The 24,770-nt window shown below is 69.6% G+C and carries 21 protein-coding genes; 1 reads left to right on the top strand and 20 read right to left on the bottom strand.

Features of this window, described 5'->3' with window-relative positions; genetic code table 11:
* Nucleotides 1-6 precede the first annotated feature (6 nt).
* From KXR53_RS21680 to KXR53_RS21720, 9 genes are all read right to left on the bottom strand, one after another.
* Nucleotides 7-1,059, bottom strand: coding sequence for an ABC transporter substrate-binding protein (locus KXR53_RS21680; protein WP_437377352.1), 1,053 nt, complete (start codon nucleotides 1,057-1,059; stop codon nucleotides 7-9).
* Between the two features lie 584 nt (nucleotides 1,060-1,643).
* Nucleotides 1,644-3,572, bottom strand: coding sequence for a hypothetical protein (locus KXR53_RS21685; protein ID WP_437377353.1), 1,929 nt, complete (start codon nucleotides 3,570-3,572; stop codon nucleotides 1,644-1,646).
* 220 nt (nucleotides 3,573-3,792) lie between these two features.
* Nucleotides 3,793-5,493, bottom strand: coding sequence for a GMC family oxidoreductase (locus KXR53_RS21690; RefSeq protein ID WP_437377354.1), 1,701 nt, complete (start codon nucleotides 5,491-5,493; stop codon nucleotides 3,793-3,795).
* Nucleotides 5,490-6,287 (bottom strand): ABC transporter permease, encoded by a 798-nt coding sequence (locus KXR53_RS21695; protein WP_437377355.1) that lies wholly within the window; start codon nucleotides 6,285-6,287, stop codon nucleotides 5,490-5,492. The genes KXR53_RS21690 and KXR53_RS21695 overlap by 4 nt, the downstream gene beginning before the upstream one ends.
* Before the next feature lie 3 nt (nucleotides 6,288-6,290).
* A complete protein-coding gene (locus KXR53_RS21700) occupies nucleotides 6,291-7,136 on the bottom strand; it encodes an ABC transporter permease (protein WP_437377356.1) in 846 nt (281 codons plus the stop codon).
* A 74-nt stretch (nucleotides 7,137-7,210) separates the two neighbouring features.
* Entirely contained in the window at nucleotides 7,211-8,257 is a 1,047-nt protein-coding gene (locus tag KXR53_RS21705) for an ABC transporter substrate-binding protein (protein WP_437377357.1), read from the bottom strand.
* Between the two features lie 40 nt (nucleotides 8,258-8,297).
* The gene (locus tag KXR53_RS21710) at nucleotides 8,298-9,602 is read right to left on the bottom strand and encodes an NAD(P)/FAD-dependent oxidoreductase (RefSeq protein ID WP_437377358.1); all 1,305 of its coding nucleotides are present in this window, start codon (nucleotides 9,600-9,602) and stop codon (nucleotides 8,298-8,300) included.
* A 17-nt stretch (nucleotides 9,603-9,619) separates the two neighbouring features.
* On the bottom strand, nucleotides 9,620-10,333 hold the full coding sequence (locus KXR53_RS21715) for an HAD-IA family hydrolase (protein ID WP_437377359.1): 714 nt from the start codon (nucleotides 10,331-10,333) through the stop codon (nucleotides 9,620-9,622).
* 53 nt (nucleotides 10,334-10,386) lie between these two features.
* The gene (locus KXR53_RS21720; protein WP_437377360.1) at nucleotides 10,387-11,472 is read right to left on the bottom strand and encodes an ABC transporter ATP-binding protein; all 1,086 of its coding nucleotides are present in this window, start codon (nucleotides 11,470-11,472) and stop codon (nucleotides 10,387-10,389) included.
* Between the two features lie 186 nt (nucleotides 11,473-11,658).
* Here KXR53_RS21720 and KXR53_RS21725 point away from each other — a divergent pair, with 186 nt between their 5' ends.
* Nucleotides 11,659-12,597, top strand: coding sequence for a LysR family transcriptional regulator (locus KXR53_RS21725; protein WP_437377361.1), 939 nt, complete (start codon nucleotides 11,659-11,661; stop codon nucleotides 12,595-12,597).
* Here the strand turns inward: KXR53_RS21725 and KXR53_RS21730 are convergent.
* From KXR53_RS21730 to KXR53_RS21780, 11 genes are all read right to left on the bottom strand, one after another.
* Nucleotides 12,518-13,492, bottom strand: a complete 975-nt coding sequence (locus KXR53_RS21730; protein WP_437377362.1) for an N-acetylmannosamine kinase — start codon at nucleotides 13,490-13,492, stop codon at nucleotides 12,518-12,520. The two genes, KXR53_RS21725 and KXR53_RS21730, sit on opposite strands and share 80 nt — an antisense overlap.
* A complete protein-coding gene (locus KXR53_RS21735; protein WP_437377363.1) occupies nucleotides 13,482-14,327 on the bottom strand; it encodes a MurR/RpiR family transcriptional regulator in 846 nt (281 codons plus the stop codon). Before KXR53_RS21735 ends, KXR53_RS21730 begins: the two co-directional genes overlap by 11 nt.
* 9 nt (nucleotides 14,328-14,336) lie before the next feature.
* A complete protein-coding gene (locus KXR53_RS21740) occupies nucleotides 14,337-15,158 on the bottom strand; it encodes a carbohydrate ABC transporter permease (RefSeq protein WP_437377364.1) in 822 nt (273 codons plus the stop codon).
* Complete coding sequence (locus tag KXR53_RS21745) at nucleotides 15,155-16,051, bottom strand: carbohydrate ABC transporter permease (RefSeq protein ID WP_437377365.1); 897 nt, start codon at nucleotides 16,049-16,051, stop codon at nucleotides 15,155-15,157. The genes KXR53_RS21740 and KXR53_RS21745 overlap by 4 nt, the downstream gene beginning before the upstream one ends.
* Nucleotides 16,051-17,379 (bottom strand): ABC transporter substrate-binding protein, encoded by a 1,329-nt coding sequence (locus KXR53_RS21750; protein ID WP_437377366.1) that lies wholly within the window; start codon nucleotides 17,377-17,379, stop codon nucleotides 16,051-16,053. Before KXR53_RS21750 ends, KXR53_RS21745 begins: the two co-directional genes overlap by 1 nt.
* Before the next feature lie 38 nt (nucleotides 17,380-17,417).
* Nucleotides 17,418-18,110: an N-acetylmannosamine-6-phosphate 2-epimerase gene (locus KXR53_RS21755; protein ID WP_437377367.1), complete on the bottom strand. Its 693-nt coding sequence runs from the start codon at nucleotides 18,108-18,110 to the stop codon at nucleotides 17,418-17,420.
* 223 nt (nucleotides 18,111-18,333) lie between these two features.
* Nucleotides 18,334-19,116, bottom strand: coding sequence for a creatininase family protein (locus KXR53_RS21760; RefSeq protein WP_437377368.1), 783 nt, complete (start codon nucleotides 19,114-19,116; stop codon nucleotides 18,334-18,336).
* A complete protein-coding gene (locus tag KXR53_RS21765) occupies nucleotides 19,113-20,087 on the bottom strand; it encodes an ABC transporter permease (RefSeq protein ID WP_437377369.1) in 975 nt (324 codons plus the stop codon). Before KXR53_RS21765 ends, KXR53_RS21760 begins: the two co-directional genes overlap by 4 nt.
* Before the next feature lie 14 nt (nucleotides 20,088-20,101).
* The gene (locus KXR53_RS21770) at nucleotides 20,102-21,112 is read right to left on the bottom strand and encodes a Gfo/Idh/MocA family protein (protein ID WP_437377370.1); all 1,011 of its coding nucleotides are present in this window, start codon (nucleotides 21,110-21,112) and stop codon (nucleotides 20,102-20,104) included.
* Between the two features lie 5 nt (nucleotides 21,113-21,117).
* Nucleotides 21,118-23,694: an ATP-binding cassette domain-containing protein gene (locus KXR53_RS21775; protein WP_437377371.1), complete on the bottom strand. Its 2,577-nt coding sequence runs from the start codon at nucleotides 23,692-23,694 to the stop codon at nucleotides 21,118-21,120.
* A 25-nt stretch (nucleotides 23,695-23,719) separates the two neighbouring features.
* Nucleotides 23,720-24,742: a sugar ABC transporter substrate-binding protein gene (locus KXR53_RS21780; protein ID WP_437377372.1), complete on the bottom strand. Its 1,023-nt coding sequence runs from the start codon at nucleotides 24,740-24,742 to the stop codon at nucleotides 23,720-23,722.
* Nucleotides 24,743-24,770 lie beyond the last annotated feature (28 nt).

The raw sequence follows: 24,770 nt of genomic DNA on the forward strand, positions 1-24,770 counted from the left end.
CCATGCTCACTTCGCCTGCAGCAGCTTGTCGAACAGCGCCGTATTGTATTCGGAATAGATGTAGCCGTCGGCGGGGAACTGGTCGGCCCGCGCCAGGTACTGGTCGATGCTGCTGTCGTCGATCACCGGCAGCGGCACCTTGACGAAGGCGGGCACGTCCTTGCCTTCCAGCGCCTGCACTGCGGTGTAGACGGCGAGCGCGCCCAGCCAGTTCGGCTGCATCGTCGCCCAGCCCTTCAGCTCGTGCTGTTTCCACAGTTCCAGGAACTGGCGGTAGTTCTCGCCGGTGATCGGCACATAGTCGCGGCCCTGCCGCTCCATCGCCAGGATCGCGCCGGCCGACAGCGCGCCGCCCAGCGACAGGATGCCGTCGATCTCCGGGTTGCTGAACAGCAAGCTGGTCACCGCCTCCTGCGCCGGGGCGACGTTGTAGTCGGTGTTGGTCTCGGCCAGCACCTCGACCCCCGGGTTGGCCTGCAGCACGGGCGTCGCGCCCTTGCGGCGGTCGTCGCTGACCGAGATGCCGGCCGGGCCGTTCAGCACGATGATCTTGCCCTTGCCGCCGATCTGCTCGATCAGCCACTCCGCGGCCTGGCGGCCCCAGTCGAGCGAGTCGGTGTTGATCTTGGCGGTGACCTTGTCGGTCTGCACCAGGCTGTCGAAGTTGATCACCGCGATGCCCTTGGCGCAGGCGTCGGCGACCACGCGATCCAGCGCCGTGGCCGAGCCGGCGATCAGGATGATCGCGTCGACATCGGCATCGATCATCGACTGCACCTGCTGGATCTGGGTGTTGGCGTTACCCTGGGCGTCGGTGATGACCAGCTTGTCGACCAGCCCCTTGCCCTTCAGCTCCTCCACCATCTTGCTGATGGTGCCCTCGGTCTGCTTCATCCAGGTGGGCACGGAGTAGATGTTGGCCCAGCCGACGGTGAAGGGCGGCTTGCGGTCGCCCTTGATGCAGTTGGCGGCCGCGTCGGCGGCGCCGGTCGCGGCGACCAGGGCCGCGACCGCCACGGCAGCGCGGCAGGCGGCGCGGCGCGCCAGATCCTTCATCATCATCCCTCTCCCGTTTGACCCGGGCCGTCCCGGTGTGTTGTCGATTTGTCCGGGCCGGGCCCGGACCGGTGCGACGCCGACCCGCGCCGGCCGCGATCGGAGCAATCTTCCGACGCGGACCGCCGACGGGACGACATCATCCCCGCGCCAGGAGAGACGGGCCGGCAGGATTCTGTCAAGACAACGTTGTCATCGCGATACGGGACCCGGGTCTTGCCGCATCCGCCGAAGGTGGGCATCACCAACAGGCCACAGCCGGGAGCCCGACCATGCCCGCCAATGAACGCGACGACGAGCTGCGCTACGCGATGAACCAGCTGGAGGCCTGGCTGGCGCACTGGCGTGCGGGCTAGGCCCCGAACGGGGTCCAGTTGGCCGCGATCAAGCGGGCGGTCGGCGAGCTGCACATCGACGAGGGCAAGGTCCACGACGATGCCAAGCCCTCGGTACAACAAATAAAATTCGAATTACGGTGACCACACGAATGTGATCGGCTCAGACGCCAGAGCAACACATCCTTGCTCCCGCCAAGCAAGGATGAAAGCCCGTCAAAAGTGCATTGTCACCGCAATCCCTATCAATTTCTATGCGATCCGGTTGTAGCGCAGATAGACCTCGTACCGGCTGTCCTCGTCGTCGGCGACATATTCCCGGAACTCGCGGTACGTCAGCGCGATCTTGTCGAGCGGCGTCACCACCACTTCGAGATCCTGCGGCGACTGGTGCCTGGTGATCCCGCCCGTGGGCACCTCAACGTTGGTCAGCTCCGCCAACTCGATCGCCGAGAAGCCGATGGCGTCGTCCATGATCAGGTCCGCCGGTGCCCAGCGCGCGATGACCGCGATGACGGCAATCCCGATCACCGCGGCGATGGCGATCGCGATCGCCCCCTTCGCGAAGCCGAGGGCCTTGATCGCTGCTCCTGCCCCGGCGGTAAGCGCCTCTTTCAGCTTCTCCCAGGCCCGGCTCAGATAGTCGACAAAGGCGTCCTGGAAGTCGTTCAGCTGCTCGCGAAACGCCCGCTCGCTGTCGACCTCGAAGCCGACCACGCTCATCGCCATCCCGAGTGCGGGTTGGGACTGGATGAAGACGGGGGGCTGCTCGATCGTCCGGTTCTCGCCCGAATCGACATCGCCGAAGCGCTTCGTGAGCGTCTGCACCGAGCCGGTCGACCCGTCCGGCAGAAGCTCCGCCGCCATGAAGGTGAGCGCCACCTCGTCCGAGCCGAAGGATTGCGGCGCCGTCTCCTGCCGGGCGCGCAGCCGTTCGGCGACGATCTGGAACCGCGCCGTGGCCGGCGGCACGATGTTGATGAACTCGGTGTTGGACAACACCGTCGGACCGAAGATCGGGAATCCGGTGGTGTTCGGCATCGCCAGTTGCAGCTCATAGATCCCCGGCGGCAGGTCGTCCGGCACGACGAAGCTCAGCTGGTCTTTCACGCGGCAATCCCGAATGAGCACCGTCTGCCCGTTGACGACCTCGTTCAGCGGCGTGGTCAGATCGCCGAAGACGTGCGCATCCACTTCCGCGGAACCAGCCCCGACCCGCGCCTTGAGCCGCACCTTGATGTCGAGATTCATGAAGTTGACGCCGCTCAGCATCACGCTGTCGCCATTGGCGATGTCCGGCACCCGGGCGCAGACCGCGTCGGGCAGCTGATTGCCCGGGCAGTCGCCGGTCTGGACGCTGCAGTTCTGCCGAATGACCCCGTCGGGGCCCAGCACGAGCGTGCAGGTCTGCTGGATTTCCCCCGGCAGCCGGTCGCCCAGCGGTATGGGCGGCCGGTACGACGCGGTGCGCAGGTCATTGATTCGGCAGATCTGGAGCTGCGCCTCGAAAAACTCGCCGCCGGGATCGAAGAACCGGTTGCGGCCCGGCCGCTCCTCGAGCGCCGTGACGTCCCCGAACGCGGCTTCGGCGGATCGCAGCCTGATCTCGCGGACCACCGCCGCGGTCAGCGTTGCCGTATCCACCGGCTTGGCCGGATCGGCGAGGATCGAGGGCTCGAGCCCCGCATCGCGCAAATCCGCAGGCGTCGTCTCATAACTGTCGACGGCGCAGGCCAGAACGGCCCGGACCGACGGCGACATGCCGTTGAAGACCGGAAAGACCGCGGCTTCGAAATCATTCGCCGCGCTTGCCCCCGCCAGATGCCGTCGTGCCGTCTGGAAGAACGACGCGGCCAGCGCGCTCGGAACCGAGCTGCGGGAGCGCAGCCGTTCGAGCTTCTGGGCGCGGCTCTGCTTCGGCTTGCAGCCGAGCCCGAGCGGGATGCAGGCGCCCTCGGTTCTCGGTGGTGGACAGTCGCTCGGGCACTCGGTATCCGCCGGCTCCTTCTCCTCCGCGCAGCATGCGTGGATGTGAACGTCGCCCTTGCTCTCGATACGGATGTCGACCCGACAACGCGTCCCGCCGTCAGGACTCCTCGATCCATGCGCGTCTTTCGTCATGTCAGCCTCCCGAGCTTGCATCGAACGTGCGACGGGACCTGCGCAGAATGATCCCGCCAAAGACGCTCCGAGGACTGGCTCCTGAGACTGCTTGCTCCAGCGCCGGCACGAACCGGATCGCGGCCAATTCTTTCTTATATACCGCCAGTAATTAAAACAAATTATTGGCAGAGCGAATGAAAATGTCAATCTGCTTTGGCCGATGGAGTTGAGGGCAGGCGCGTGCGCGTGGCCGGACACTGCACGGGCGCGTGCCGCGTCACGGTGAGACAGCAATATCCTATCGGCCAGCCTGGACGAAATCGGCGATCCGCTCGGCGATCATGATGGTCGGGATGTTGGTGTTGGCGCAGGGGATCGACGGCATCAGCGAGGCGTCGGCGACGCGAAGACCGCCCACCCGGTGAACCCTGCCGGTCGGCGAGGTCACGGCTGCCGGATCGTTCTCCGCCCCCATGCGGCAGGTGCCCGAAGGATGCCAGGTGCCGCCGACATGCCGGCGTACGAATTCGGTCATCGCGTCGTCGTCGTGCAGCAGGCCCTCCATCGTCGTCCCCAGAGTGATGGCGGCATGGACCAGGGCGGAACGCAACGGCCCGGCCAGGTCGAGCAGCCCCGACAGAACGCCACGCTGCAGCGCGTTCCAGGCGCCGGGCACCGCGATCCTGGCGACGCGGGGCGAATAGCTGGAGGGGAAGACCGGGCCGCGATGCCCGTCCATGTGGGAATCCAGCAGGACTTCCGCCCCCATTCGCAGTGCCATCTTCAGCCGGTCGAGGTCGCGGCGGTCGCTCAGCATGCGGAAATCCACATGCGGCTCGGCGGCCGGATCGGCCGAGGCGAGTTTCAGGACGCCGCGCGAGCAGGATTTGTTCACCCAGAAGAACAGGCTGCCCATCCGCCGGCCGACCGAGTGCCAGCCGGAGCGCGACAGGATGGCGGCATGCATGTCGCCCTGCGGCAGCCCGTCCAGCCCCGACGAGAAGCGCCAGATCGCCTGCTCGTGGTGCTCCCTGAGGTCCCGCACCCGCATCCGCGGCGGCAGGGTGGCGGCCACGGCGATGGATGGATGCTCCATCAGGTTGCGCCCCACGCCGGGGACGTTCGCCACCACCGGGAGTCCGAGCGGCCGCAGCCCCGCCGCCGGCCCGATGCCAGAGCGCAGCAGCAGCGTGGGGGTGTGGATGGCACCCGCCGCGACGATCACCTCGCGGGCGCCGATCGCCTGCGGCCTGCCATCCGCGCCCACGATTTCGGCACCCGTGATGCGGCGGCCGTCGAACAGCAGCCGATCGGCACGGCAGCCGGTCAGGATCGTCAGGTTGGGCCTGCGGCGGACTTCCGGTGTCAGATAGGCGATCGAGGTCGGAAGACGCTCGCCACGGTCGCTGACCGCGATGGCGCCGCGATACGCGCCGTCCTCCCAGTCACCGTTCTGGTCGGCCCGGATCGGGTGCCCCCGCCGCTCCAGCGTCTGCATCACCCGGCGCACGAAGGGCGAGATCCGGTCGTCGGCGATGCGCCGGATAGTGAGCGGCCCGTCGGCGCCGTGCAGCGGACCCGCGAAATCGCGGTCGGCCTCGATCCTGCGGAAGTACGGCAGGCAATCGTCCCAGCCCCAGCCGGTCGCGCCGAGCGCCTCCCACTCGGCGTAATCCACGGGCGAGCCGCGATTGGCCATCAGCGCGTTGATGGCGGAGCCGCCGCCGAGGATCTTCGCCTGCTCGTAGTGGCGGACGCTGCGCGGGGCCGCGTTCGAGCGGCCGTATCCCATCAGCGCCGTCAGCGAGCCCCAGATGTTCGAGGTGTCGAGATAGGCCCGCCCGGGATAGCGGCTGCGGATGTCGGCCGGCACGTTGCCGGCGGAGATGTCCCGCCCCGCCTCCACCAGGATGACGGAGCGGCCGGGATCCTCCGACAGCCGGGCGGCCAGGACGCAGCCGGCGGAGCCGCCGCCGAGGATCAGGCAGTCCGCCTTCACGCGGCGGCGGTCCGCCTGCGCTCCGCGTTCCTGGCGCTGAGCGAGGCCAGCAGGAGGATGACGAAGGAGATGGCTGTCAGCAGCGTGCTGATGGCGGCGATGGTCGGGTCGATCTCGTCGCGCAGCGAGGTGAACATGCGCTTGGTGAGGGTCTGGTACTGGCCGCCGGAGACGAACAGCGCGACCACGGTCTCGTCGAGCGCCGAGATGAAGGCGAAGAGCAGGCCGGAGATCACGCCGGACCGGATCTGCGGCAGGGTCACGGCGAAGAAGGTGCGGAACCGGTTCATGCCGAGGCTCAGCGCCGCCATCTCCTGCGCCGGATCGAATTTCCGCAGGCTGACCAGCACCGAGGTCACCACATAGGGCAGCCCGAGCATGACATTGGCCAGGATCAGCCCGGTCATGGTCGCCAGCAGCCCGACATTGGCATAGACGAGGAAGATGCCAACCGCGGTGATCACGATCGGCACCACCAGCGGCAGCAGCAGGACCACCTGCAGGCCGCGCAGCAGCTTGGAGCGGGTGAAGTTCAGCGCATAGGCGGCCGCGGTTCCGAGGACGGTGGCGACGGCCGCGCTCGCCACGGCCACGATCAGGCTGACCCGCGTCGCCTGCATCCAGGCCGGGTTGCCGAGATAGGACTCGTACCAGCGCAGCGACCAGGACGGCGGCGGGAAGGACAGGAACCGCGCGCCGGAGAAGGACATCGGCACGACGATGAGGATCGGCACCACCAGCCAGATCAGGACCAGCGCGACAAAGCCGTAGAGGAGGACTTTAGAGAGTCTCACGGTTCACCTCGCGCCCATGATCCGCTCGAACGGGATGAAGAGGCTGGCGACCCGGAAGATCAGGAAGACGCAGACGAGCAGGACGACGCTGATGGACGAGGCGGCGCCCCATTCGTTGTAGACCTCGATGTTCCGGGAGACGAGCATCGACACCATGTAGGTCCGCCCGCCGCCCAGCAGCTCCGGCGTGATGTAGAAGCCGAGCGTCAGGGCGAAGACCAGCACCGCTCCCGCGATCACGCCGGGCAGGGACAGGGGCAGGAAGACGCGGAAGAAGACGAAGGCGGGCGACCCGCCCAGGCTGGCCCCCGCCATGGTCAGCTCCCGCGGGATCTTCTGCATGGCCGCATAGAGCGGCAGCACCATGAAGGGCAGCAGGATGTGGATCGTCGCGATCACGGTCCCGAGCTCGTTGTTGACGAGCAGCAGGGGGCTGTCGATCAGGCCGAGATCGGTCAGCGCCGAATTGATGATGCCGCGCCGCTGCAGCAGGATCAGCCAGGCGTAGGACCGCACCAGCACGCTGGTCCAGAAGGGCAGCACCACCAGCGCCAGGATCACCACCCGCCATCCCGGCGACGCGGCCGCCGCCACATAGGCGACCGGATAGCCGAGCAGCAGCGCCGCCAGCGTGACGGTGAAGGCGATGCGGAAGGTCTGCAGGAAGGCCATCCAGGTGGCGTCGTCGGTCAGGAAGCGCTGGTAGTTGACCAGCGTGAAGCCGCCGTCCTGCCGGATCGACTGCCAGGCTAGCCAGCCGAGCGGCACGATCAGCAGGCAGACGATCACGGACAGGGCCGGCGCCAGGAGCAGGAGCGTCAGCCGCTGCTCGCGACGCTCCTGCGACACCGAAGGCCTGATGGCCGGCTGCGATAGCGAGGGACTGATGGTCGACGCGGACATGAATGGCCTTGCTTCCGCCGCTACTGCTGGATGAAGGAGGCCCAGCGCTTCAGCACCTCCTCGCCTGCCGGGGAGCTCCACCACTCGGTGGAGACCAGCACCTGCTTCGCAGCATTGTCCGGGGCGCTCGGCATCTCCGCCGCGCGCTCGGGCGAGATCTTGCCGGTCTCGTAGGCCTTCGGATTGCCCGGGCCGTAGTCGATATAGGCCGGGAAGTTGGCCTGGATGTCCGGCGCGATCGCCGCGTTGACGAACCTGACCGCCGTATCGAGGTTCGGCGCGCCCTTCAGGATGCACAGCGAGGTGTTCTGCAGCATGCCCTGGTTGAAGGTGAAGGCGACCGGCGCGCCCTCCTTGGCACCGGCGGAGACGCGGCCGTTCCAGGCCATGATCATGTCGGCCTCGCCGTCGGCGAGCAGCTGCGCGGACTGGGCGCCGGAGGTCCACCACACCGCGATATGCGGCTTGATCTCCTCCAGCTTGCGGAAGGCGCGGTCGACATCCAGCGGGTAGATCTTGTCCGGCGCCACGCCGTCGGCCAGGAGCGCCGCCTCGAGCGTCGCCAGCGGGTGATTGCGCAGCGCGCGGGTGCCGGGGAACTTCTCCACGTCCCAGAAATCTGCCCAGGTCTTCGGCGGATTGTCGCCGTACTTCTCCGTGTTGTAGGCCAGGACGCTGGAATAGAACTCATAGGCCACCGAATACGGCGTCTTGTACGCGTCCGGCAGGCCGGCGGCGTTCGGGATCTTCGAGAAATCCAGCTTCTCGATCATGCCCTGCTCGCCGCCGCGCAGGCAGTCCTTGGTCGGGGTATCGACCACGTCCCAGATCGGCTTGCCGGTCGTGGTCTGGGTCTTGATCACCGGCCAGGCGTCCGGCGCACTGTCCTGGTTGACGGTGATGCCCAGCTGCTCGGCCACCGGGTCGAGGATGGCCTTGGTCTGCGCCTCCTGATAGGCGCCGCCCTGCGACACGAAGGTGATCTGCTCGGCGTCGGCGTCGCCCGAGGCCAGCGCGCCGAGGGCGGAGAGTCCGATGATGGCAAGGACGTGAAGCCTGGATCTCATGGTCCTGTCTCCCTGTGTCGTTGGCCGGATCTCCGGCGGTCTAAAGCCCGACGGCATCGAGCATCTGGTACCAGCCGGCGACCGCGCGCACGGCCGGCTCGCGCAGCGGATAGAGCGGCACCGGCGCCAGCCGCCGGGCGTCGAGCAGGCCGACATCCGGCGTCTCGCCGCGCACGAAGGCGGCGAGATAGCGGCCCATCAGGCTGGCCATGGCGACGCCGGCACCGTTGTAGCCGAGGGCGAAGAGGATGCGGTCATCGCGCCGGCCGACATGCGGCACCGAATCCAGCGTCATGCCGACCAGCCCCGACCAGCGGTATTCGACCGGGATGTCGGCCAGCATCGGGAACAGCGCCACCATGGCGCGGCGCAGCGCCGCGAAAGCCGCGGGCGAATCCGCCTTGCCGAAGGCGCCGCGGCCGCCGAAGACGAAGCGGCCCTCGACGATCCGGAACCAGCGCATCATCCGCCGCGTCTCGCTGCAGATCCGGCGCGTCGGCAAGAGGCTGGCGGCGAGGTCCGGCGGCAGCGGCGCGGTCGCCAGGATGGCGCTGCGGAACGGCACCAGCGTCCGCTGCATCTCGCGCGTCGCGCCGGTCAGGTCGGAATAGGCGTTGGTGGCGATGATCGCCTGGGCCGCGCGCACTTGGCCCCGCGGCGTCTCCACCACCACCGCCCCCTGCTCCCGCCGGATCGCGAGCGCCGGGCTGTTCTCGTGGATGCGGATGCCGCGCGCCGACAGGCCGGCGGCCAGCCCGCGCACATAGTTCAGCGGGTGGATGCAGGCAGGGCCGCGGGTCAGCGCGCCGCCGACGAAGCCGTCGGAGCCGAGCTCCGCCCGGACCTCGTCGCGCGACAGCAGGCTGACATGGCCGTCACCCATCTCGGCCTTCATCCATTCGGCCTCGGCGGCGACCGCGGCCAGGGCCCGTTCGGTGTGCGCCGCCTTGACCAGCCCGACCCGGGCGAAGCCGGCGCTGTCGATGCCGAACTCCTCGACCAGTTCCTCGACGGCGTCGACGGCCTCATGGCCGAGGTCGTACATCCGCCGTGCCACGTCCCGGCCATGGGCCGCGGCGATCGCCGGCAGGGACAGGCGGAACTTCGGGGTGACGAAGCCGCCGTTGCGGCCGCTGGCCCCCCAGCCGACGGCATTGGCGTCGAGCACCAGCGGGTCGAGCCCGCCGGCGGCGATGTGGCGCGCCGCCGACAAGCCGGTGTAGCCGGCACCGATGATGACCACATCCGCCGCGGCGTCGCCGTCCAGGGCCGGCAGACGGGGCGCCGGGCCCGCGGTCGCGGCCCAGAGCGAATTGACGCCGGGCTTGGGGGAATGGAGGGCCATCACCGGCGCGTGTCCGGTCAGGCGGCCCGCGGCTCGCTCGCCTCGATGGCGTCGGCGAGCTGCTTCAGCGTGGCGAAGTGGAAGTCCGGCGTGGTCAGGGTGGCCACCGCCGGCGTGCCGCCGAAGCCCGGCTGCCCCTGCCGGCGCTCGATCCAGCAGGTTTTGTAGCCGAGTTTCCGAGCGATCCCGATGTCGTGGTGCTGGCTCTGCGCCACATGCAGAATCTCCCCGAACTTATAGCCGAAGGCCGACTGCCGGCCGCGGTTGAAGGCGAAGAAGTTCGGGTCCGGCTTGGCCGTCCCGGTCTCGTCGGCGGTGACGCTGTCGTCGAAGGGATGCCCGAGCGTGTTGGAGTAGCTGGAGAAGGCGGTGCGGTCGGCGTTGGTCATCGCCACCAGTCGGAAACGGCGACGCAGGCGGCGCAGCGCCTCGGCGGAATCGGCGAAGGCCGGCCAGCGCAGCACGTCGAGCTGGAAGGCACCGGCCGACAGGTCGTCGGCCGGCAGCTCTAGTTCCTGCGCCAGCGACTTGTAGACATGGAACATCGCCTCGCTCGACCGGTACGGATGGGCGTCGCGGCCGCGCTTGTAGGCCTCGAAGATCCGGTCGTCGCTCAGCCCCTGCGCGGCGCGGCCGCCGATCCGCCGGACGGACTGCAGGATTCCGGTCTCGAAGTCGATCAGGGTGCCGACGACGTCGAAAGTGAGGACTTTGAAGGCGCTGAACGGCATGGGTGGTCCGCTTCCGGGTTGTTGATCTGGATGGGTTGACGCCGTCGCCCGTCTCAGGCGGCCGAGCGCGGGACGACGATCGTGTCTTCGGGATGGAGGGTGACGGCGATCCGGTCACCGACCGGCGGGACGCTGCGGCGCGCCGCATGATGGCTCGGCTGACGCAGGCTGAGCACCGTGCCGTCGTCGAGCGTCAGGAAGACCTTCAGGCTCTCGCCCTGATAGATGATCTCCGACACCCGGCCGGACAGGCGATTGGCGCCGTCAGCGCCGGCACTGTCGTCGATCAGCAGCTTCTCCGTCTGCACTGCCAGCAGCAGTTCGCCCGCCTCAGGGATCGGCCGGCCGGAGCGCAGCACGGCGCCGCCGAGCGCCACCCGGTCGGGCCCGGCCCGGGTGACCGGCAGCAGCGCGGCCTCACCGATGAAGCTGGCCACGAAGCTGTCGGCCGGGTGGTCGTGCAGCCGCTCAGGCGTGTCGATCTGCACCAGCCGTCCGTCGCGCAGGATGGCGACCCGGTCGCTCATCGTCAGCGCCTCGCGCTGATCGTGGGTGACGTAGACGATCGTCGCGCCTAGGCGCCGGTGCAGGTGGCGCAGCTCGATCTGCATCGCGTCGCGCAGCTGCTTGTCGAGGGCGGAAAGCGGCTCGTCCATCAGGATCAGCCGTGGCTCGAAGACGATGGCGCGGGCCAGGGCAACGCGCTGGCGCTGGCCGCCCGAGAGCTGCGAGATGCGACGGTTCTCGTAGCCGGACAGCTCGACCATCGCCAGCGCCTCGGCCACCTTTCCGGCCCAGCCCGATTTCGGCAGGCGTCGCGCCCGCAGCGGAAAGGCGACGTTCTCGCCCACGGTCATATGCGGGAACAGGGCGTAGTTCTGGAAAACGATGCCGATGTCGCGCTTGTGCGGCGGGGTGAAGGTGACGTCGCGTTCGCCGAACCGGACCGATCCGGCGGTAGGCTGGATGAAGCCGCCGAGGATGCTGAGCAGCGTGGTCTTGCCCGAGCCGGAGGGGCCGAGCAGCGAGACGAACTCGCCTGGTGCGATCGTCAGGCTGACATCGTCGAGGGCCCGGAAGGCGTCGTAATGCTTGCTGACGGAACGGATCGAGACGCCCGTGCTGCCGTGCTGCGTCATGGTCGTGAGCCCTGTCCCTGAGCACCACATGCCGCAGAGGCATGGGCGGTCGCCACGGCCTCGGGCGCATCGTTCTCCGCCAGGCGGGTGATCGCTTTCCGAGATCCTTGTGAGGTGCGGAAATCAGAGCAAACGCCCTCGATCGACGCAATTGCGAAAAGGTTGGACAGACCATAAACTCAGATTATGACCCAGCTGCGCCGGATGCTCCCCTCCTCGAACGCCCTCTTCGTGTTCGAGGCGGCGGCGCGCTGCGGCAGCTTCACCCGCGCAGCGGCGGAGTTGAACGTCACCCAGCCGGCGGTCAGCCGCATGCTCGGCCGGCTCGAAATCCATCTCGGCGTGCGGCTGTTCGACCGCTCGGCCGCCGGCATCGCGCTGACGGAGGACGGGCGGTCGCTCTACCGCCGCATCGCGGAGGGCTTCAGCGGGATCGAGGCCGCGATCCGGGAGATCGAGGCCCGCCGCACGGGCACCGAGACGGTGACGCTGTCGCTGTCCACCGCCTTCACCACCCATTGGCTGATGCCGCGGATCAACCGGCTGCAGAAGGAGTTCCCGTCGGTCGACCTGCGCTTCCAGCTGATCGCCGGGCCGCTGCACGGGCCGGTCGACGACGTCGACCTCGGCATGCGCTTCGTCGACGGCGGCGATGCGCAGCACGAGACGTTCCTTGTGATGCGCGAGATCATGCTGCCGATCTGCAGCCCGGCCTATCTCGAGCGGCAGAAGGCGGCGAACGGCGCCGACGGTAACACCATCATCAACCTCGCCGGCTCCGACCCGGATTGGGCGGACGCGTTCGAAGATCTCCGCACCGGGCCGAGGAGCACGCTCACCTTCTCCGACTACGCGATCGTGGTCCAGGCGGCGCTGCTGGGCCAGGGCATCGCGCTCGGCTGGGTGACGGTCTCCTCGCACTGGCTCGGGACCGGGGCGCTGGTGCCCGCCGCCCGCAGCCTGATGCGCACCGGCCGGCTGTGCCAGCTGGTGCATTCGCGCGCCCGGCCGATGCGCACTGCCGTGGCCGAGATCCGCGACTGGATCATCGCCCAGACCCGGTCGGATGTCGGGGCGCTCGACGCGCTCTATCCCGAGCTCGGGATCGGCGTGGCGGCGTTCTGACGGCCTGGAGACGCGACGAGGGCTGAACGACGCCGAGATCGGCCATGCCGATCAGCCCGGCGTCGTGGCCGAGGGCGGCCGGACGCAAAGGGATACGGAACAGCGGCGGCTCGTCCGCCAGGGCGCGTTCGACCCGGCCGAGGAATCCCTCCGCCAGGCCGACGCCGCCGCCGATCACCGCGAGGTCGAGGTCCAGCACCGCCTTGAGGTCGGCCAGCAGCCGGGCGATGGCGGCCGCGGCGCGATCGATCAGCGCCGCGGCGGCCGGATCCCGCTCCGCCCGCCGGAACAGCGCCGGCGCGTCCATCGCCTCGCCGAAGGCCGCGGTGGCCGCGGCGGACAGAGCCCGGCCGGAGGCGACAGCTTCGACGCAGCCGCGCCGGCCGCAGCCGCAGAGCGGCCCGTCCGGCACCGCCACGACATGGCCGAGATGGCCGGCCAAGCCGCCCGGCCCGACCCGCAACTCTCCGTCCAGCACCAGCCCGCCGCCGACGCCGGTCGACACGGTCAGGAACACCATCGAGCCGACGCCCCGCGCGGCGCCGTGGCGGAACTCGCCCCAGGCCGCGGCCTGGGCATCGTTGACCGCCAGCACCGGCACGCCGAGCCGATCTTGCAGCGCCGCGACCAAAGGCGAGTCCGGCGGCACCGGCAGAGTACCGGGGTTGGTGGCGGACAGTTTCCCGTCGCGCACGAGGCCGGTGGTGGCGATCCCGACCGGCCCGTCGGCCCAGTCCGCCACCAGGGCGGCGACGGCCTCGACTAGGCTCTCGAACCGGCCGTCGCGCGGGGTCGGCGTCTGGCGCCGCTCCAGCACACTCGCCCCGACCACCCGGGCCGCGGCGATCTTGGTGCCGCCGAGATCGACGACCGTCGCAGGCCTTTCAGTAGCCACGATCGGCCACGCTCTGCGCCGTGCGGCGGATGGCGTCGCGGGCGCCGGGGTCGCGGTCGGCGATGGTCTCGAACAGCATGTCGACGATCACCAGCTGGCTGATCTTCGACGCCAGCGCCCCGCCGGTCAGCGGCGTCTCCGGCGTCGAGGCCAGCAGCACCACATCGGCGAGCGTGGTCAGCGGGCTCTTGGTCCGGTTGGTGATCGCCGCCAGGAAGGCGCCCGCCTCCTTCGCCAGCGTGGCCGCGCGGACCACGTCGAGGGTGGAGCCGGAGCTGGAGACCGCCAGCGCCACATCGCCCTTCCCCAGCGCCGCGGTCGCCATCGCCGCCATGTGGGGATCGTCATGCGCCACCGCCTGCAGCCCGACCCGGGCCAGCTTGTACTGGGCGTAACGGGCGGTGATGGCCGAGGCGCCGACGCCGAACACCAGCACCCGCCGGGCCTTGCGCAGCCGATCGGCCACCGCCTCCACCGCCGCCGGGTCCAGCAGGTCCTCGGTCTGGCGCAGCGCGTCGACGGCGCGGTCGACGATGCGGAACAGCGCGTGCCGGCCTGCCTCCTCCGCCCGCGCCGGCTGGGCCGAGGCCAGCTCGGTGGCCAGCGCCAGCTTGAATCCCTGGAAGCTGGGGAAGCCCTGCTCGCGGCAGAAGCGGATCACCGAGGCCTCGGAGGAGCCGGAGGCCTCGGCCAGCTCGGTCACCGTCTGCGACAGCACCCGCTCCGGCCCCTCCAGCACATAGTCGCCGATGCGGCCCAAGGCCGGCGAGAGGCTGGGATTGGTCGCCCGCAGGCTGGCCAGCACCTTGCGCCCGATGGTCGAGGTCTCGTTCATCGCCACATCCTATCCCTTGACGGCGCCGGCCAGCATCGCCCGGCCGAGATAGCGGTAGCTGACGAGGCCGAGCAAGAGCGGCGGCAGCACGCTGAGCATCATCGCCGCCGCGGTGGCGCCCCATTTCACGCCCCAGGAGGTGATGAAGAAGGTGGCCCCGACCGTCACCGGCACGGCGCTGCGGGTGGTGAGGATCAGGCCGAACAGGAACTCGTTCCAGCTGTAGATGAAGCTGAGGATGGCGACCGCCACCAGCACCGGCCGGGCCAGCGGCAGCACGATGTGGCGCAGCACCGCGAAGGTGGAGGCGCCATCGACCCGCGCCGCCTCCTCGATCTCCTGCGGCAGGTCCTGCAGGAAACCGACCAGCAGGATCAGGGCCAGCGGCAGATTGATGATGCAGGAGATCAAGGCGAGGCCGAGCCGGGTATCGAGCAGGCCGAGCGCCTGGTACAGGAGGTAGAAGGGGATGGCGAAGATCACCAGCGGCAAAGCGCGCAGATTGGTCACCACCGGCAGGACGATCCGGGTCCCCTTCCCCAGCTTCGCCATGGCATAGGCGGCCGGCACGCCGAGCGCCAGCGCCAGCGCCGTGCCGCCGAGGGCGATGACGGTCGAGTTCAGCAGGTAGCGCGGGAAGTCCAGCGCCGGGTCGGTCAGCACCGTGACGTAGTGCTCCGCGGTCGGGGCGAACAGCCACACCGGCGGATAGGCGTTGATGTCCAGCGTGGTCTTCAGCGAGGTCAGCAGCGTGACGATCACCGGGATGTTGAGCACGAGGACCGCCAGCAGGAACACGGCCCAGCGCAGCCCGGCGACGAGGCGTGTCATCGCCGCGCCCCTTTCAGCATCTGCGCCATCAAGAGGCGCAGCACCACCACCGAGGCCAGAAGCAGCAGCATCGAGGCGGCGACGGCGGGGCCGATCTGCTCCTGCTGGAAGAAGGTGCGGTAGATGTAGATCGACAGGCTCTGGGTCAGCGTGCCCGGGCCGCCGCCGGTCAGCACATAGATGTGGTCGAACACCCGGAAGCTGTCGATGAAGCGGATGAAGCCGGTGATCGCCAGCGCCGGCACCATCAGCGGCAGGGTGATGCGGCGGAACACCGCCCAGCGTCCGGCGCCGTCGATCCGCGCCGCCTCCACCAGCTCGCCCGGGATCGCCTGATAGGCGGTCAGCAGCGCCAGGAAGGCGAAGGGCGTCCACTGCAGCACCTCGATCACCGCGACGGTGGTGAAGGCCCAGTCGACGCCCAGCAGGTTGTCGCTGAAGCCCAGCATCTGCAGGTATTGCGGGATGACGCCGACGAAGTCGTTCAGCATCAGCCGGTACATCACGCCGAGCAGCGCCGGCGACACCATCATCGGCAGCAGCAGGAACGCCATCAGCCAGCGCCGCTTCGCGATCAGCGGATCGAGCGCCAGCACCAGGGCGAAGCCGAGCACCAGCTGCGCCGCGGTGACCACCACGGCGAAGCGGGCGGAAAAGCCGACCGCGCCCCAGAAGGCCGGGTCGGCCAGCACCGCCCGGTAGTTGCCGAGCCCGACCCAGCGCGGCGACCACAGTCCGGTGAAGCGCACCTCGCTGAGGCTGTAGATCAGGTTGGCGACGGCCGGGAAGCCGAGGAGAGCGGCCAGGAACAGCAGCAGCGGGCCGAGCAGCCACAGCCCGTCCCAGCGCCCTTCGTAAGGCCGCCGCCGCACGGCCCCCGCGGTCGATGCCATCAGCCCTTGATCCGCTCGGCCATGCCCTCGGCCGCCTGCTTCAGCGCGGTGTCGAGGTCGATCTGCCCGGCCCAGAAGGCGGAGAACTTCTCGGCCAGCACCTCGTAGACCGGCACGGCATAGGCGGCAGTGCCGCCGGTGACGACGAAGCCGTAGCGGCCGACGAAATCGCCGACCAGCGGGAATTCCGGCCGCGTCGCCGCCATCGCCTTCAGGATCTCCGGCACCGGCGGAGATCCGCCGGCCTGGGCATAGACCGTCAGCGCGTCCTTGGTCGCCAGCCAGGCCAGGAACTTGCCCGCATCCGCCTTGTTCTTCGACGCCTTGTTGAGGCCGATGCCGAGGGAATGGACATGGGTCTTGTGCCCGGCGCTGCCGGCCGGCAGCGGGGCCAGGCCGATCTTGCCGGCGACAGCCGGCGACTTCGCCGGGTCGTTCAGCTCGTTGAAGGCCGCGTTCCACTGCAGCATGGTGGCGGCCTGGCCGGCCTGGAAGGCGGCGTTCGCCTCCGGATACTCGTAGCTGATCGACCCGGGCGGAGTTGCCCTGGCGTCGATCAGGGTCTTGTAGACCTGCAGCCCTGCGCGGCCGGCCGGGCCGTCGATCGCCGGCTTGCCGTCGGCCTGCCAGTCGCCGCCATTCGACACCAGCGTCGCCTGCCAGAGCATCACATTGAAGATCAGGTTCTTCATCTGCAGCACCGTGCCGAAACGGGTCGGGCTGTCCGGGTTGTCGGCGGCGCTGAAGAACAAAGCGGCGGCGATCCAGTCGTCCCAGGTCCAGTCGTCCGGCGCCTTGGGCTGCAGGTCCTTGCCGAGTTTCTCCTTCGCGATCTCGGCATAGCGCTTCTGCCACTCCGCATCCGACAGCAGCCGGTCGATCAGGTCCTTGCGGTAGTAGAGGAAGTGCAGCGAGATGTCGGTCGGCACGCCGTACAGCTTGCCGTCGAGCGTCAGGGACTGCAGCGCCACCGGCGCGAAAGCCGCCTTGGCCTCGGCCGGCACCTGGGCGTCGATCGGGTCGAGATAAGGTGCGTAGCGGCCGAGCGTGTAGGTCGTGACCAGCGCCAGGTCGAACTCGCTCGACCCTGCCGCCAGATCCGCCTGCTCCTTCTCGAAATAGCCTTGGCGGCTGAACAGCAGTTGCTTGACGGTGACGCCTTCGGCCTGGCCCGGGCCGGCGTTGTAGGTGTCGATCGCCTTTTGCATCGCCTCGCTTTCCGGCCCTGGCCAGAACAGCAGCGTCACCTCACCCGCCATGGCGGCGGAGGACAGAAGCGCCGGCAGGACCAGCCCCGCCAGCAGGGTCTTGCGCAGCATCGTTCTCATCGTTTGCCCCCTGTTCATCTTGGTTGAAGGACGGTTCCTCAGCCTGCGCCGAGGGCGTCGAGGAACCAGCGCGTCACATGTTCCGGGCGGGTGATGGCCGAGCCGGCCACCACCGCATGCGCCCCCGCGGCCAGGGCGGAGGCCGCCTGTTCCGGCGTCCGGACATTGCCTTCGGCGATGACGGTGAAGCCGTCGGCCGCGAGGTCGGCAACCAAAGCCAGGTCCGGCTCCGTCGGCTCCGGCCCGGCGACATAGCCGGCAAGGGTCGAGGCAACAATATCGGCGCCGGCCGCCGCGGCCGCCCGGCCTTCCGCCCGGGTCGAGACATCGGCCATGGCGATGCGGCCGTGGCGATGGATACGCGCCACCAGCTCCGCCACCGCGACCGGCCGGACGCGGTCGGTGGCGTCGAAGGCGATGATCTCGGCGCCGGCTTCGGCCAGCGCGTCGATATCGGCGAGATGCGGGGTGATCCGCACCGGGCTGTCGGGCAGGTCGGTCTTGACGATGCCGATCACCGGCACGCCGGCGATGCGGCAGACCGCGGCCACACGTTCCACCCCCTCGATCCTGAGGCCGGCGGCGCCGGCGCCGACCACGGCCCGGGCCAGCGCCACCACGAACTCGGTGCGGTCGAGCGGGCCGCCCACGACCGGCTGGCAGGACACGATCAGCCGGCCGCGCAGGCGATCCAGGACGGCGGAGGCAAGGGCGGATGCGACGTCGGTCATGACGCCCCATGCTAAGATCGTCTGGAAATTTTTATCAAGTAGGATAACGAGACGAAAAATTCCTCCAAAAGAGATGCCGTACTGGCTGTCTCAGGTTTGACTCGTCATTGCGAGCCCCGAAGGGGCGTGGCAATCCAGCGGTCCCGGCCCCCTGGATCGCCACGGCGCTGCGCGCCTCGCGATGACGAGGTTGGCTCCGGACCGCTGGAATTCGTCGGCTTGATCAGGCCCGGACGAACGTGTCCCGCAGGCGCAGCACCGCCTCCAGGGATCGGGTGACGGCGGCCTCGTACAGCTTCGCCCCGGCCTCGGCCGTGGCATCGGAGGGGCGGCCGATCACCCCGGTCGGGTTGATCTCCTCGAAGCCGCGCCAGACCGTGATCGGGCTGGAGGAATAGAGATGCGGGTCCGGCCAGCAGGATGGTGTGCCGCCAGCCGGGATCGCCTTCGCCCGCGCCGAGCCCGGGAACAGGTGCAGCATCAGCGAGGTCTCCAGCGCGCAGGCATGGCCGCAGCCCTGGTCGGCGTCGGGCAGGATCGCCGCCGCGTCCTCGCGGATCAGGTCGAAATAGGAGAAGGCGGCGCTACGCACGCCGTCGGCGCCCAGCTCCGACACCGCCACCTGCAGCGCGCCGCGGTTGCCGCCATGGCCGTTCAGCAGGATCGGGAAGAAGCCGTCGCGGGCCAGGCAGCGGCAGACATCGACCACCACGGCGATGAAGGTCGATGGCCGCAGGCTGATCGTGCCGGGGAAGGCAAGGTGATGCGCCGAGGAGCCGTAGGAGATCGGCTCCGCCACCCGGATCGACGGGTCGCGGCCGGCGACGCCGAGAGCCACCGCCGTCGCCAGCCAGATGTCGACACCGGTGGCGAGATGCGGCCCGTGCTGCTCGACGGCACCGGTCGGCACCAGGACCGCGCCGCGGGCCTTGCCGAGCGCACCGAGCTCGGGCGACGGGCTCCAGGCCAGGCGGCCGGGGCCGGGGGTGAAGGGGGGCAAGGTCATCCGATACGTCCTTCATCGAGGCGCAGGCGCAGCATCCGGATCCCGGCATCGGCGATCAGCGCCAGGACGATGATCGCGCCCTTGAACAGATCGATGCTGGAGGGATCCACGCCGAAGACGCGCAGGGCATTGGTCAGGAGGCTGACGATGACGGCGCCGATCACGACGCCGGCGACAGAGCCGCGGCCACCGAAGATGCTGGTGCCCCCCAACACCGCTGCGGCGATGGCGTCGAGCAGCAGCGGCGTGCCGCCGAGATTGGGGGTGACGACCGGCACACGGCTGATCATCAGGACCGCGGTCAGGAAGGTGAAGACGGCGGCGACAACATAGGTCAGCAGCTGCTGCAACGGCAGCGGCACGCCGGCCAGCTGCGCCGCGGCGGGGTCGGAGCCGATGGCGTAGGTGCGCAGGCCGAAGCGGGTTTGCCGCATCAGCCACCAGGCCCCGATCGCGATCAGCCCGACGAGCAGCACGGAGTTCGGCACGCCAACCCACTGCCCGATGCCGATGTCCTTGAGCGTCGGGCTCTTCAGAATCAGCACGCCCTTCTGCGCCGCCCACAGCGTCGCCCCCTGCACCGCCACCATGGTGGCCAGGGTGACGACGAAGGGCGGCACGCGGAGATAGCCGACCAGCAGGCCGTTCAGCAGGCCCAGCAGCGCCATGGTGGCGAAGCCGGCCAGCAGCGCCAGCGCCAGCGGGTCGCCCGCATCCAGCCGCCCGGCCATCACCACGCTGCAGAAGGCGACCGCCACCCCGGCCGAGAGGTCGATGCCCCCGGTCAGCAACACCACGAAGGCGCCGAGCCCGAGCAGCGCCACCGGCGTGGCCTGGGCCAGCACGTTGCGCAGGCTGTCGGGCGTCACCACCCGCGCGTCGATCAGGCCGAACGCCGCCACCAGCAGGATCAGCAGCAGCAGCGGCGCGAGGTCGAGGGCGCGGCGGAGCCAGGGATGGCGGATGTCCATCGGACAGATCCCGGTCAGCCGCGCCAGTCGGCAACCGCCTCGGGCTGGTCGCTGGCGACGCTGCGCCGGATCGCGTCGTTGACCGCCACGGCGCGCAGCGCCTCGGGCAGAGAGATGACGAAGGGCTTGTCCTCGCGCACCGCCTGCACGAAGTGGCGCAGCTCCTCGTACAGGTCCCCCATGATCCGGCCGTTGACGGTCGGCCAGTGCAGCCCGTCCGGCAGGCTCCAGGCGCCGCTCGACAGCACCCTGAGCCCGTGGTCGCGGACGTCGAGGTCGACCACGCCCTTGGTGCCGATCACCTCGGTCCGGGCCCAGATCCCGGTCGGGATGTCGCTCGGTAGCGACCACCCGAAATAGAGCTGACCGACCATGCCGTTCGACATCTCGCAGGTGGTGAAGATCGCGTCCTCGGACCGGACGCCGAGGCTCGGCATCAGCTTCGAGACCGCGCGGGAGTAGACCCGGGTGACCTCGGCGCCGCTGATCCATTGCAGCGCGTCGACGTCGTGCACGCCGAGATAGAAGCAGACGCTGGAGGAGCCGTTCATCCGGGTGCCGATGTCGCGCACGGTGAACCGGCCGGAGCTGGCGTGGATCGGGTCGCCGATCTTGCCGGCCCGCACCGCCTCCGCCGCCTGCACGTAGCGCGGGTCGAAGCGCAGGATGTGGGCCACCAGCAGGCGGCCGCCGCCTTTCCTCTCCGCCGCCGCCATGGCCTGCGCCGCCTCCAGCGTGTGCGCCATCGGCTTCTCGACCAGCACCGGCTTGCCGGCCTCCAGCAGAGCGCAGGTGACATCGCGGTGCAGCGTGTCCGGCAGCGCCACGACATAAGCGTCGGCGGCATCGGCGGCCAGGGCCGCATCGATGTCGGCGAAATGCCGGGCGTCGTACTGCTCCGCTGTCTTCCGGCCGAGCTCCGCCGACAGGTCGACGATCGCCGACAGGGTCGCCGTCTCCAGCCCGGCGATCGCCTGGGCGTGGAACTGCCCCATGAAGCCGGCGCCGACGATGCCCAATCTCATCCTCCTCATCCCGCTACCCTCTCCTGTTTCGTCAGGCGTTGCGCCTCGGCGCTGCGGCCGAAGGCCAGCGCCATCACCTCGGTCTCGGTCGCCCCGCGCGGCAGCTCACCGGCAGTGCGGCCCTCATGCATCACCACGATGCGGTCGGCGACGCCCAGAACCTCGGGCAGCTCGCTCGACACCATCAGGATCCCGGCGCCCTGGGCCTTCAGCTCGGCGATCAGCGCGTGCAGCTCCGACTTGGCGCCGACATCGACGCCGCGCGTCGGCTCGTCCAGCAGCAGCACCCGCGGGCGCGTCGCCAACCATTTGCCGATCACCACCTTCTGCTGATTGCCGCCGGAGAGATCCCCGACGCGCTTGCGCGGGTCCGGCGGCCGGACGCCGAGCTGCCGGATCAGCCGCCCGGCCTCGGCCGCCAGGGCCGACGGCCGCACCAGTCCCAGCGCGGATTTGGCCCGGATCCAGGCCAAAGTGACGTTGTCCTGGATCGACATCGGGCCGACGAAGCCTTCGAGATGCCGGTCCTCCGGCACATAGGCGACGCCCAGCGCATTGGCCCGCCGCGCATCGCCGGGCGGCAACCCGGCGCCGCCGATCCGGATCATCCCGGCGCGGTGGGCGGACAGGCCGGCGATGCAGCGCATCACCTCGGACCGGCCGCTGCCCATCAGCCCGGCCAGCGCCACCACCTCGCCCGCATGCACCGTCAGGCTGGCCGAGCGCAGCATCCCGCCATCGCTGATGTCCTCGACCGCCACCAGCAGCTCGCCCCGCGGCACCGGCCGGTGCGGGAAGACGTTGCCGATGTCGCGGCCGACCATCATTCCGATCAGCGCCGGCTCGTCGAGATCGCGGATCGCGCGCTCGCCGACGAAGCGGCCGTCGCGCAGCACGACAGCGCGGTCGGCCAGGGTGAAGATCTCCTCCATCTTGTGCGAGATGTAGAGAATGGCGCAGCCGATCCCCTTCATCCGGCCGATCAGCTCGTAGAGGCGGTCGCGCTCGCGGGTCGACAAGGCGCTGGTCGGCTCGTCCATGATCACCAGCCAGGCCTCGGACAGCATCGACTTGGCGATCTCGACCATCTGGCGCTGGCCGACCGTGAGGTTGCCGACCCGGTCGTCGGGCCGGAGGCCGAGGTCGAACTGATCGATCAGCTCCCTGGCCTTGCGCCGCATCTCGGCCCGCCGCAAGGCGACGCCGCCCGGCTCGCGCCCCAGGAACAGGTTCTCGGCCACGGTCAGGTCGGGCACCAGGCTGAAATGCTGGTGGATCACGGCGATGCCGGCCGCCGCCGCCTCGGCCGGGGTGCGCAGCCGCACCGGGCGGCCATCCAGGATCAGCCCGCCCTCGTCGGGCTGGTGCACGCCGGATAGGCACTTCACCAGGGTCGACTTGCCGGCGCCGTTCTCGCCCGCCAGCGCCACCACCTCGCCGGCCCGGATGTCGAAGGCCACGCCCTCCAGCGCCTTGACGCCGGGGAAGACCTTGCCGAGGCCGACGATGCGCAGCTCGTGCCGGTCCAGCCGGCGCGGCGTGGCCTGGGCCGCCGCCTCCTCCGCCGTGTGGGCGGCGCGGCTGCGGCGGCGCCACTTCGCCACGGTGGCGGCCAACCGGTCGCGTTGACTCAGCAGCACCGCGAACAGCACCAGCCCGCCGGTGACGATGTAGATCGCCTGCTGCGGCACCTGCAGGAAGGACAGGCCGGTGTTGATGGCGCCGAGCAGCAGCGCGCCCAGCGCCGTGCCGGTGACGCTGCCCTCGCCGCCCGACAGCTTGGTGCCGCCGACGATCGCCGCTGTGATCGCCGCGAATTCGAGGCCGGTGCCGGCCAAAGGCTGGGCCGAGCCGAGCCGGCCGATGATGACCACGGCGCCGAGCCCGGCCGACATGCCCGCGAGCACATAGGTCAGGGTCTGCACCGTCCGGACCGGGATCAGGGAGGCCAGGGCCGCGCCGGCATTGCCGCCGACCGCGAAGATCCAGCGGCCGAAGACCGTGCGGTGCAGCAGCCCCCACCAGCCGGCGAGCAGCAGGAGGGCCAGCAGCAGCGAGGCCGGGACGCCGAGAATGTCGGCGCTGCCGGCCCACAGCAGGGCCGGGCTGTCGACCGGGATGCTGGAGGCGCCGGACAGGCTGAGCGCCGCCCCCTTTCCCGCGGCCAGCGTCGCCAGAGTGGCGATGAACGGGCTGATGCCGAACGCGCTGACCAGCAGCCCGTTGACCAGCCCGACCGCGGCGCCCGCCGCCAGGGCGGCAGCCATGCCGAGCAGCGGCGACCCGGTCGCGCTGTAGGCCTGGGCGGCTACGATGCCGGAGACGGCGAGGGTGCTGCCGACCGAGATGTCGATGCCGCGGGCGATGATCACCGCGGTCATGGCGAAGCCGACGATGGCGATCACCGCCGTCTGCTGGCCGATCGAGACGAGGTTGGCGAAGGACAGGAAGCCGGGCCCGGCCAGGCCGAAGCCGGCCAGCACCAGCAGGATCAGCCCGGCCAGCACCAGGTCGTTGCCGAAGCCGGCCCCGGCGAGAAACAGGCGCCGCGCCGGGGCCACGTCCGCGGTGTTCGGCGGCATCGCTCCGCTCCCGTCCTTCCTCTCCCTACTTCGCGACCGTCATGGCTGCGGTGGGCTGCTTCGGCCCGAGCTGCTCGGTATAGGCCTTGGCCGCCTTGGTCGCGGCCTCGGGGGTGATGTGCTCGACCTTCAGCCCCTTGCCGGCCAGCGCCTGGGCGGTGGCGTCGGAGGTGACGAAATAGGTCGGCATGTAGAGATCCTTGGGCATGCTCTCGCCCTTGGCCAGCCGTGCCGCGACCGCGATGTTCCAGTAGCCGACGCGATAGGCGCCGGTCAGCACGTCCATCACCATCGACCCGTCCTCGAGCAGCGGGTGCATTTCCTCGTCGCCGTCATAGCCGGCATAGAGCAGCTTGCGGTCCATCGCCTGGGCGACGGCGCTGGCGGCGAGGCACATCGAATCCGAGATGCAGCCGATCGCCTTCAGGTCGGGATAGGTCGTCAGCCAGGTCTGGGCCGCGTCGGTGGCCTTGGCCGAATCCCAGCCGGTGGGCTGGATGCCGACCAGCTTGATGTTCGGGAACTCCTTGGCCAGCGTCTCGGTGAAGGCCTTCTCGCGGGTGTCGGAGACGAAGTTGCCGCGGGTGCCGACCAGCAGCGCGACCTCGCCCTCGCCGCCGAGGGTCTGGCCCAGCGCGCGGGCCACCACCGACATGTTCTCCTGGTCCGGATACAGCGTCGAAGTGTTCCAGCCGCCCTCGACCTTGTTGCCCATGGTGATCACCGGGATCTTGGCGGCCTCGGCCTTCTTGATCACCGGCAGCAGGGCGTTCTTGTCCAGCGGGTCGACCAGGATCGCGTCGACCTTCTGGTTGATGAAGTTCTCGATGATCGCGACCTGCTTCTCCAGGCTGCCCTCCGCGCTCTGCCAGGTGGCCTGGACGCCGTAGTCCTTGGCGGCGGTGTCGCCCGCCTCCTTCATCCGCACGAAGAAGGAGTTCTGCAGGTCGATGGCGGCGAGGCCGAGCACCGGCTCGGCGGCGGATGCGAGGCCCGACAGGGCCAGGACCGCGGTGAGGGCCACACCCGACAGCACATGCTTGATCATGGTCTCGTCCTCTCCTGTGAAGCCTCGG

Source organism: Inquilinus limosus (assembly GCF_051487185.1).
Lineage (GTDB): Bacteria > Pseudomonadota > Alphaproteobacteria > DSM-16000 > Inquilinaceae > Inquilinus > Inquilinus limosus_F.

Excerpts from the sequence above, each read along its gene's own strand:
- KXR53_RS21715 (WP_437377359.1), bottom strand. The coding sequence starts at position 10,333 with ATGCCGTTCAGCGCCTTCAAAGTCCTCACTTTCGACGTCGTCGGCACC.
- KXR53_RS21725 (WP_437377361.1), top strand. The coding sequence starts at position 11,659 with ATGACCCAGCTGCGCCGGATGCTCCCCTCCTCGAACGCCCTCTTCGTG.
- KXR53_RS21745 (WP_437377365.1), bottom strand. The coding sequence starts at position 16,051 with ATGGCATCGACCGCGGGGGCCGTGCGGCGGCGGCCTTACGAAGGGCGC.
- KXR53_RS21750 (WP_437377366.1), bottom strand. The coding sequence starts at position 17,379 with ATGAGAACGATGCTGCGCAAGACCCTGCTGGCGGGGCTGGTCCTGCCG.
- KXR53_RS21735 (WP_437377363.1), bottom strand. The coding sequence starts at position 14,327 with ATGAACGAGACCTCGACCATCGGGCGCAAGGTGCTGGCCAGCCTGCGG.
- KXR53_RS21705 (WP_437377357.1), bottom strand. The coding sequence starts at position 8,257 with ATGAGATCCAGGCTTCACGTCCTTGCCATCATCGGACTCTCCGCCCTC.
- KXR53_RS21755 (WP_437377367.1), bottom strand. The coding sequence starts at position 18,110 with ATGACCGACGTCGCATCCGCCCTTGCCTCCGCCGTCCTGGATCGCCTG.
- KXR53_RS21765 (WP_437377369.1), bottom strand. The coding sequence starts at position 20,087 with ATGGACATCCGCCATCCCTGGCTCCGCCGCGCCCTCGACCTCGCGCCG.
- KXR53_RS21740 (WP_437377364.1), bottom strand. The coding sequence starts at position 15,158 with ATGACACGCCTCGTCGCCGGGCTGCGCTGGGCCGTGTTCCTGCTGGCG.
- KXR53_RS21680 (WP_437377352.1), bottom strand. The coding sequence starts at position 1,059 with ATGATGAAGGATCTGGCGCGCCGCGCCGCCTGCCGCGCTGCCGTGGCG.
- KXR53_RS21775 (WP_437377371.1), bottom strand. The coding sequence starts at position 23,694 with ATGCCGCCGAACACCGCGGACGTGGCCCCGGCGCGGCGCCTGTTTCTC.
- KXR53_RS21760 (WP_437377368.1), bottom strand. The coding sequence starts at position 19,116 with ATGACCTTGCCCCCCTTCACCCCCGGCCCCGGCCGCCTGGCCTGGAGC.
- KXR53_RS21720 (WP_437377360.1), bottom strand. The coding sequence starts at position 11,472 with ATGACGCAGCACGGCAGCACGGGCGTCTCGATCCGTTCCGTCAGCAAG.
- KXR53_RS21710 (WP_437377358.1), bottom strand. The coding sequence starts at position 9,602 with ATGGCCCTCCATTCCCCCAAGCCCGGCGTCAATTCGCTCTGGGCCGCG.
- KXR53_RS21780 (WP_437377372.1), bottom strand. The coding sequence starts at position 24,742 with ATGATCAAGCATGTGCTGTCGGGTGTGGCCCTCACCGCGGTCCTGGCC.
- KXR53_RS21770 (WP_437377370.1), bottom strand. The coding sequence starts at position 21,112 with ATGAGATTGGGCATCGTCGGCGCCGGCTTCATGGGGCAGTTCCACGCC.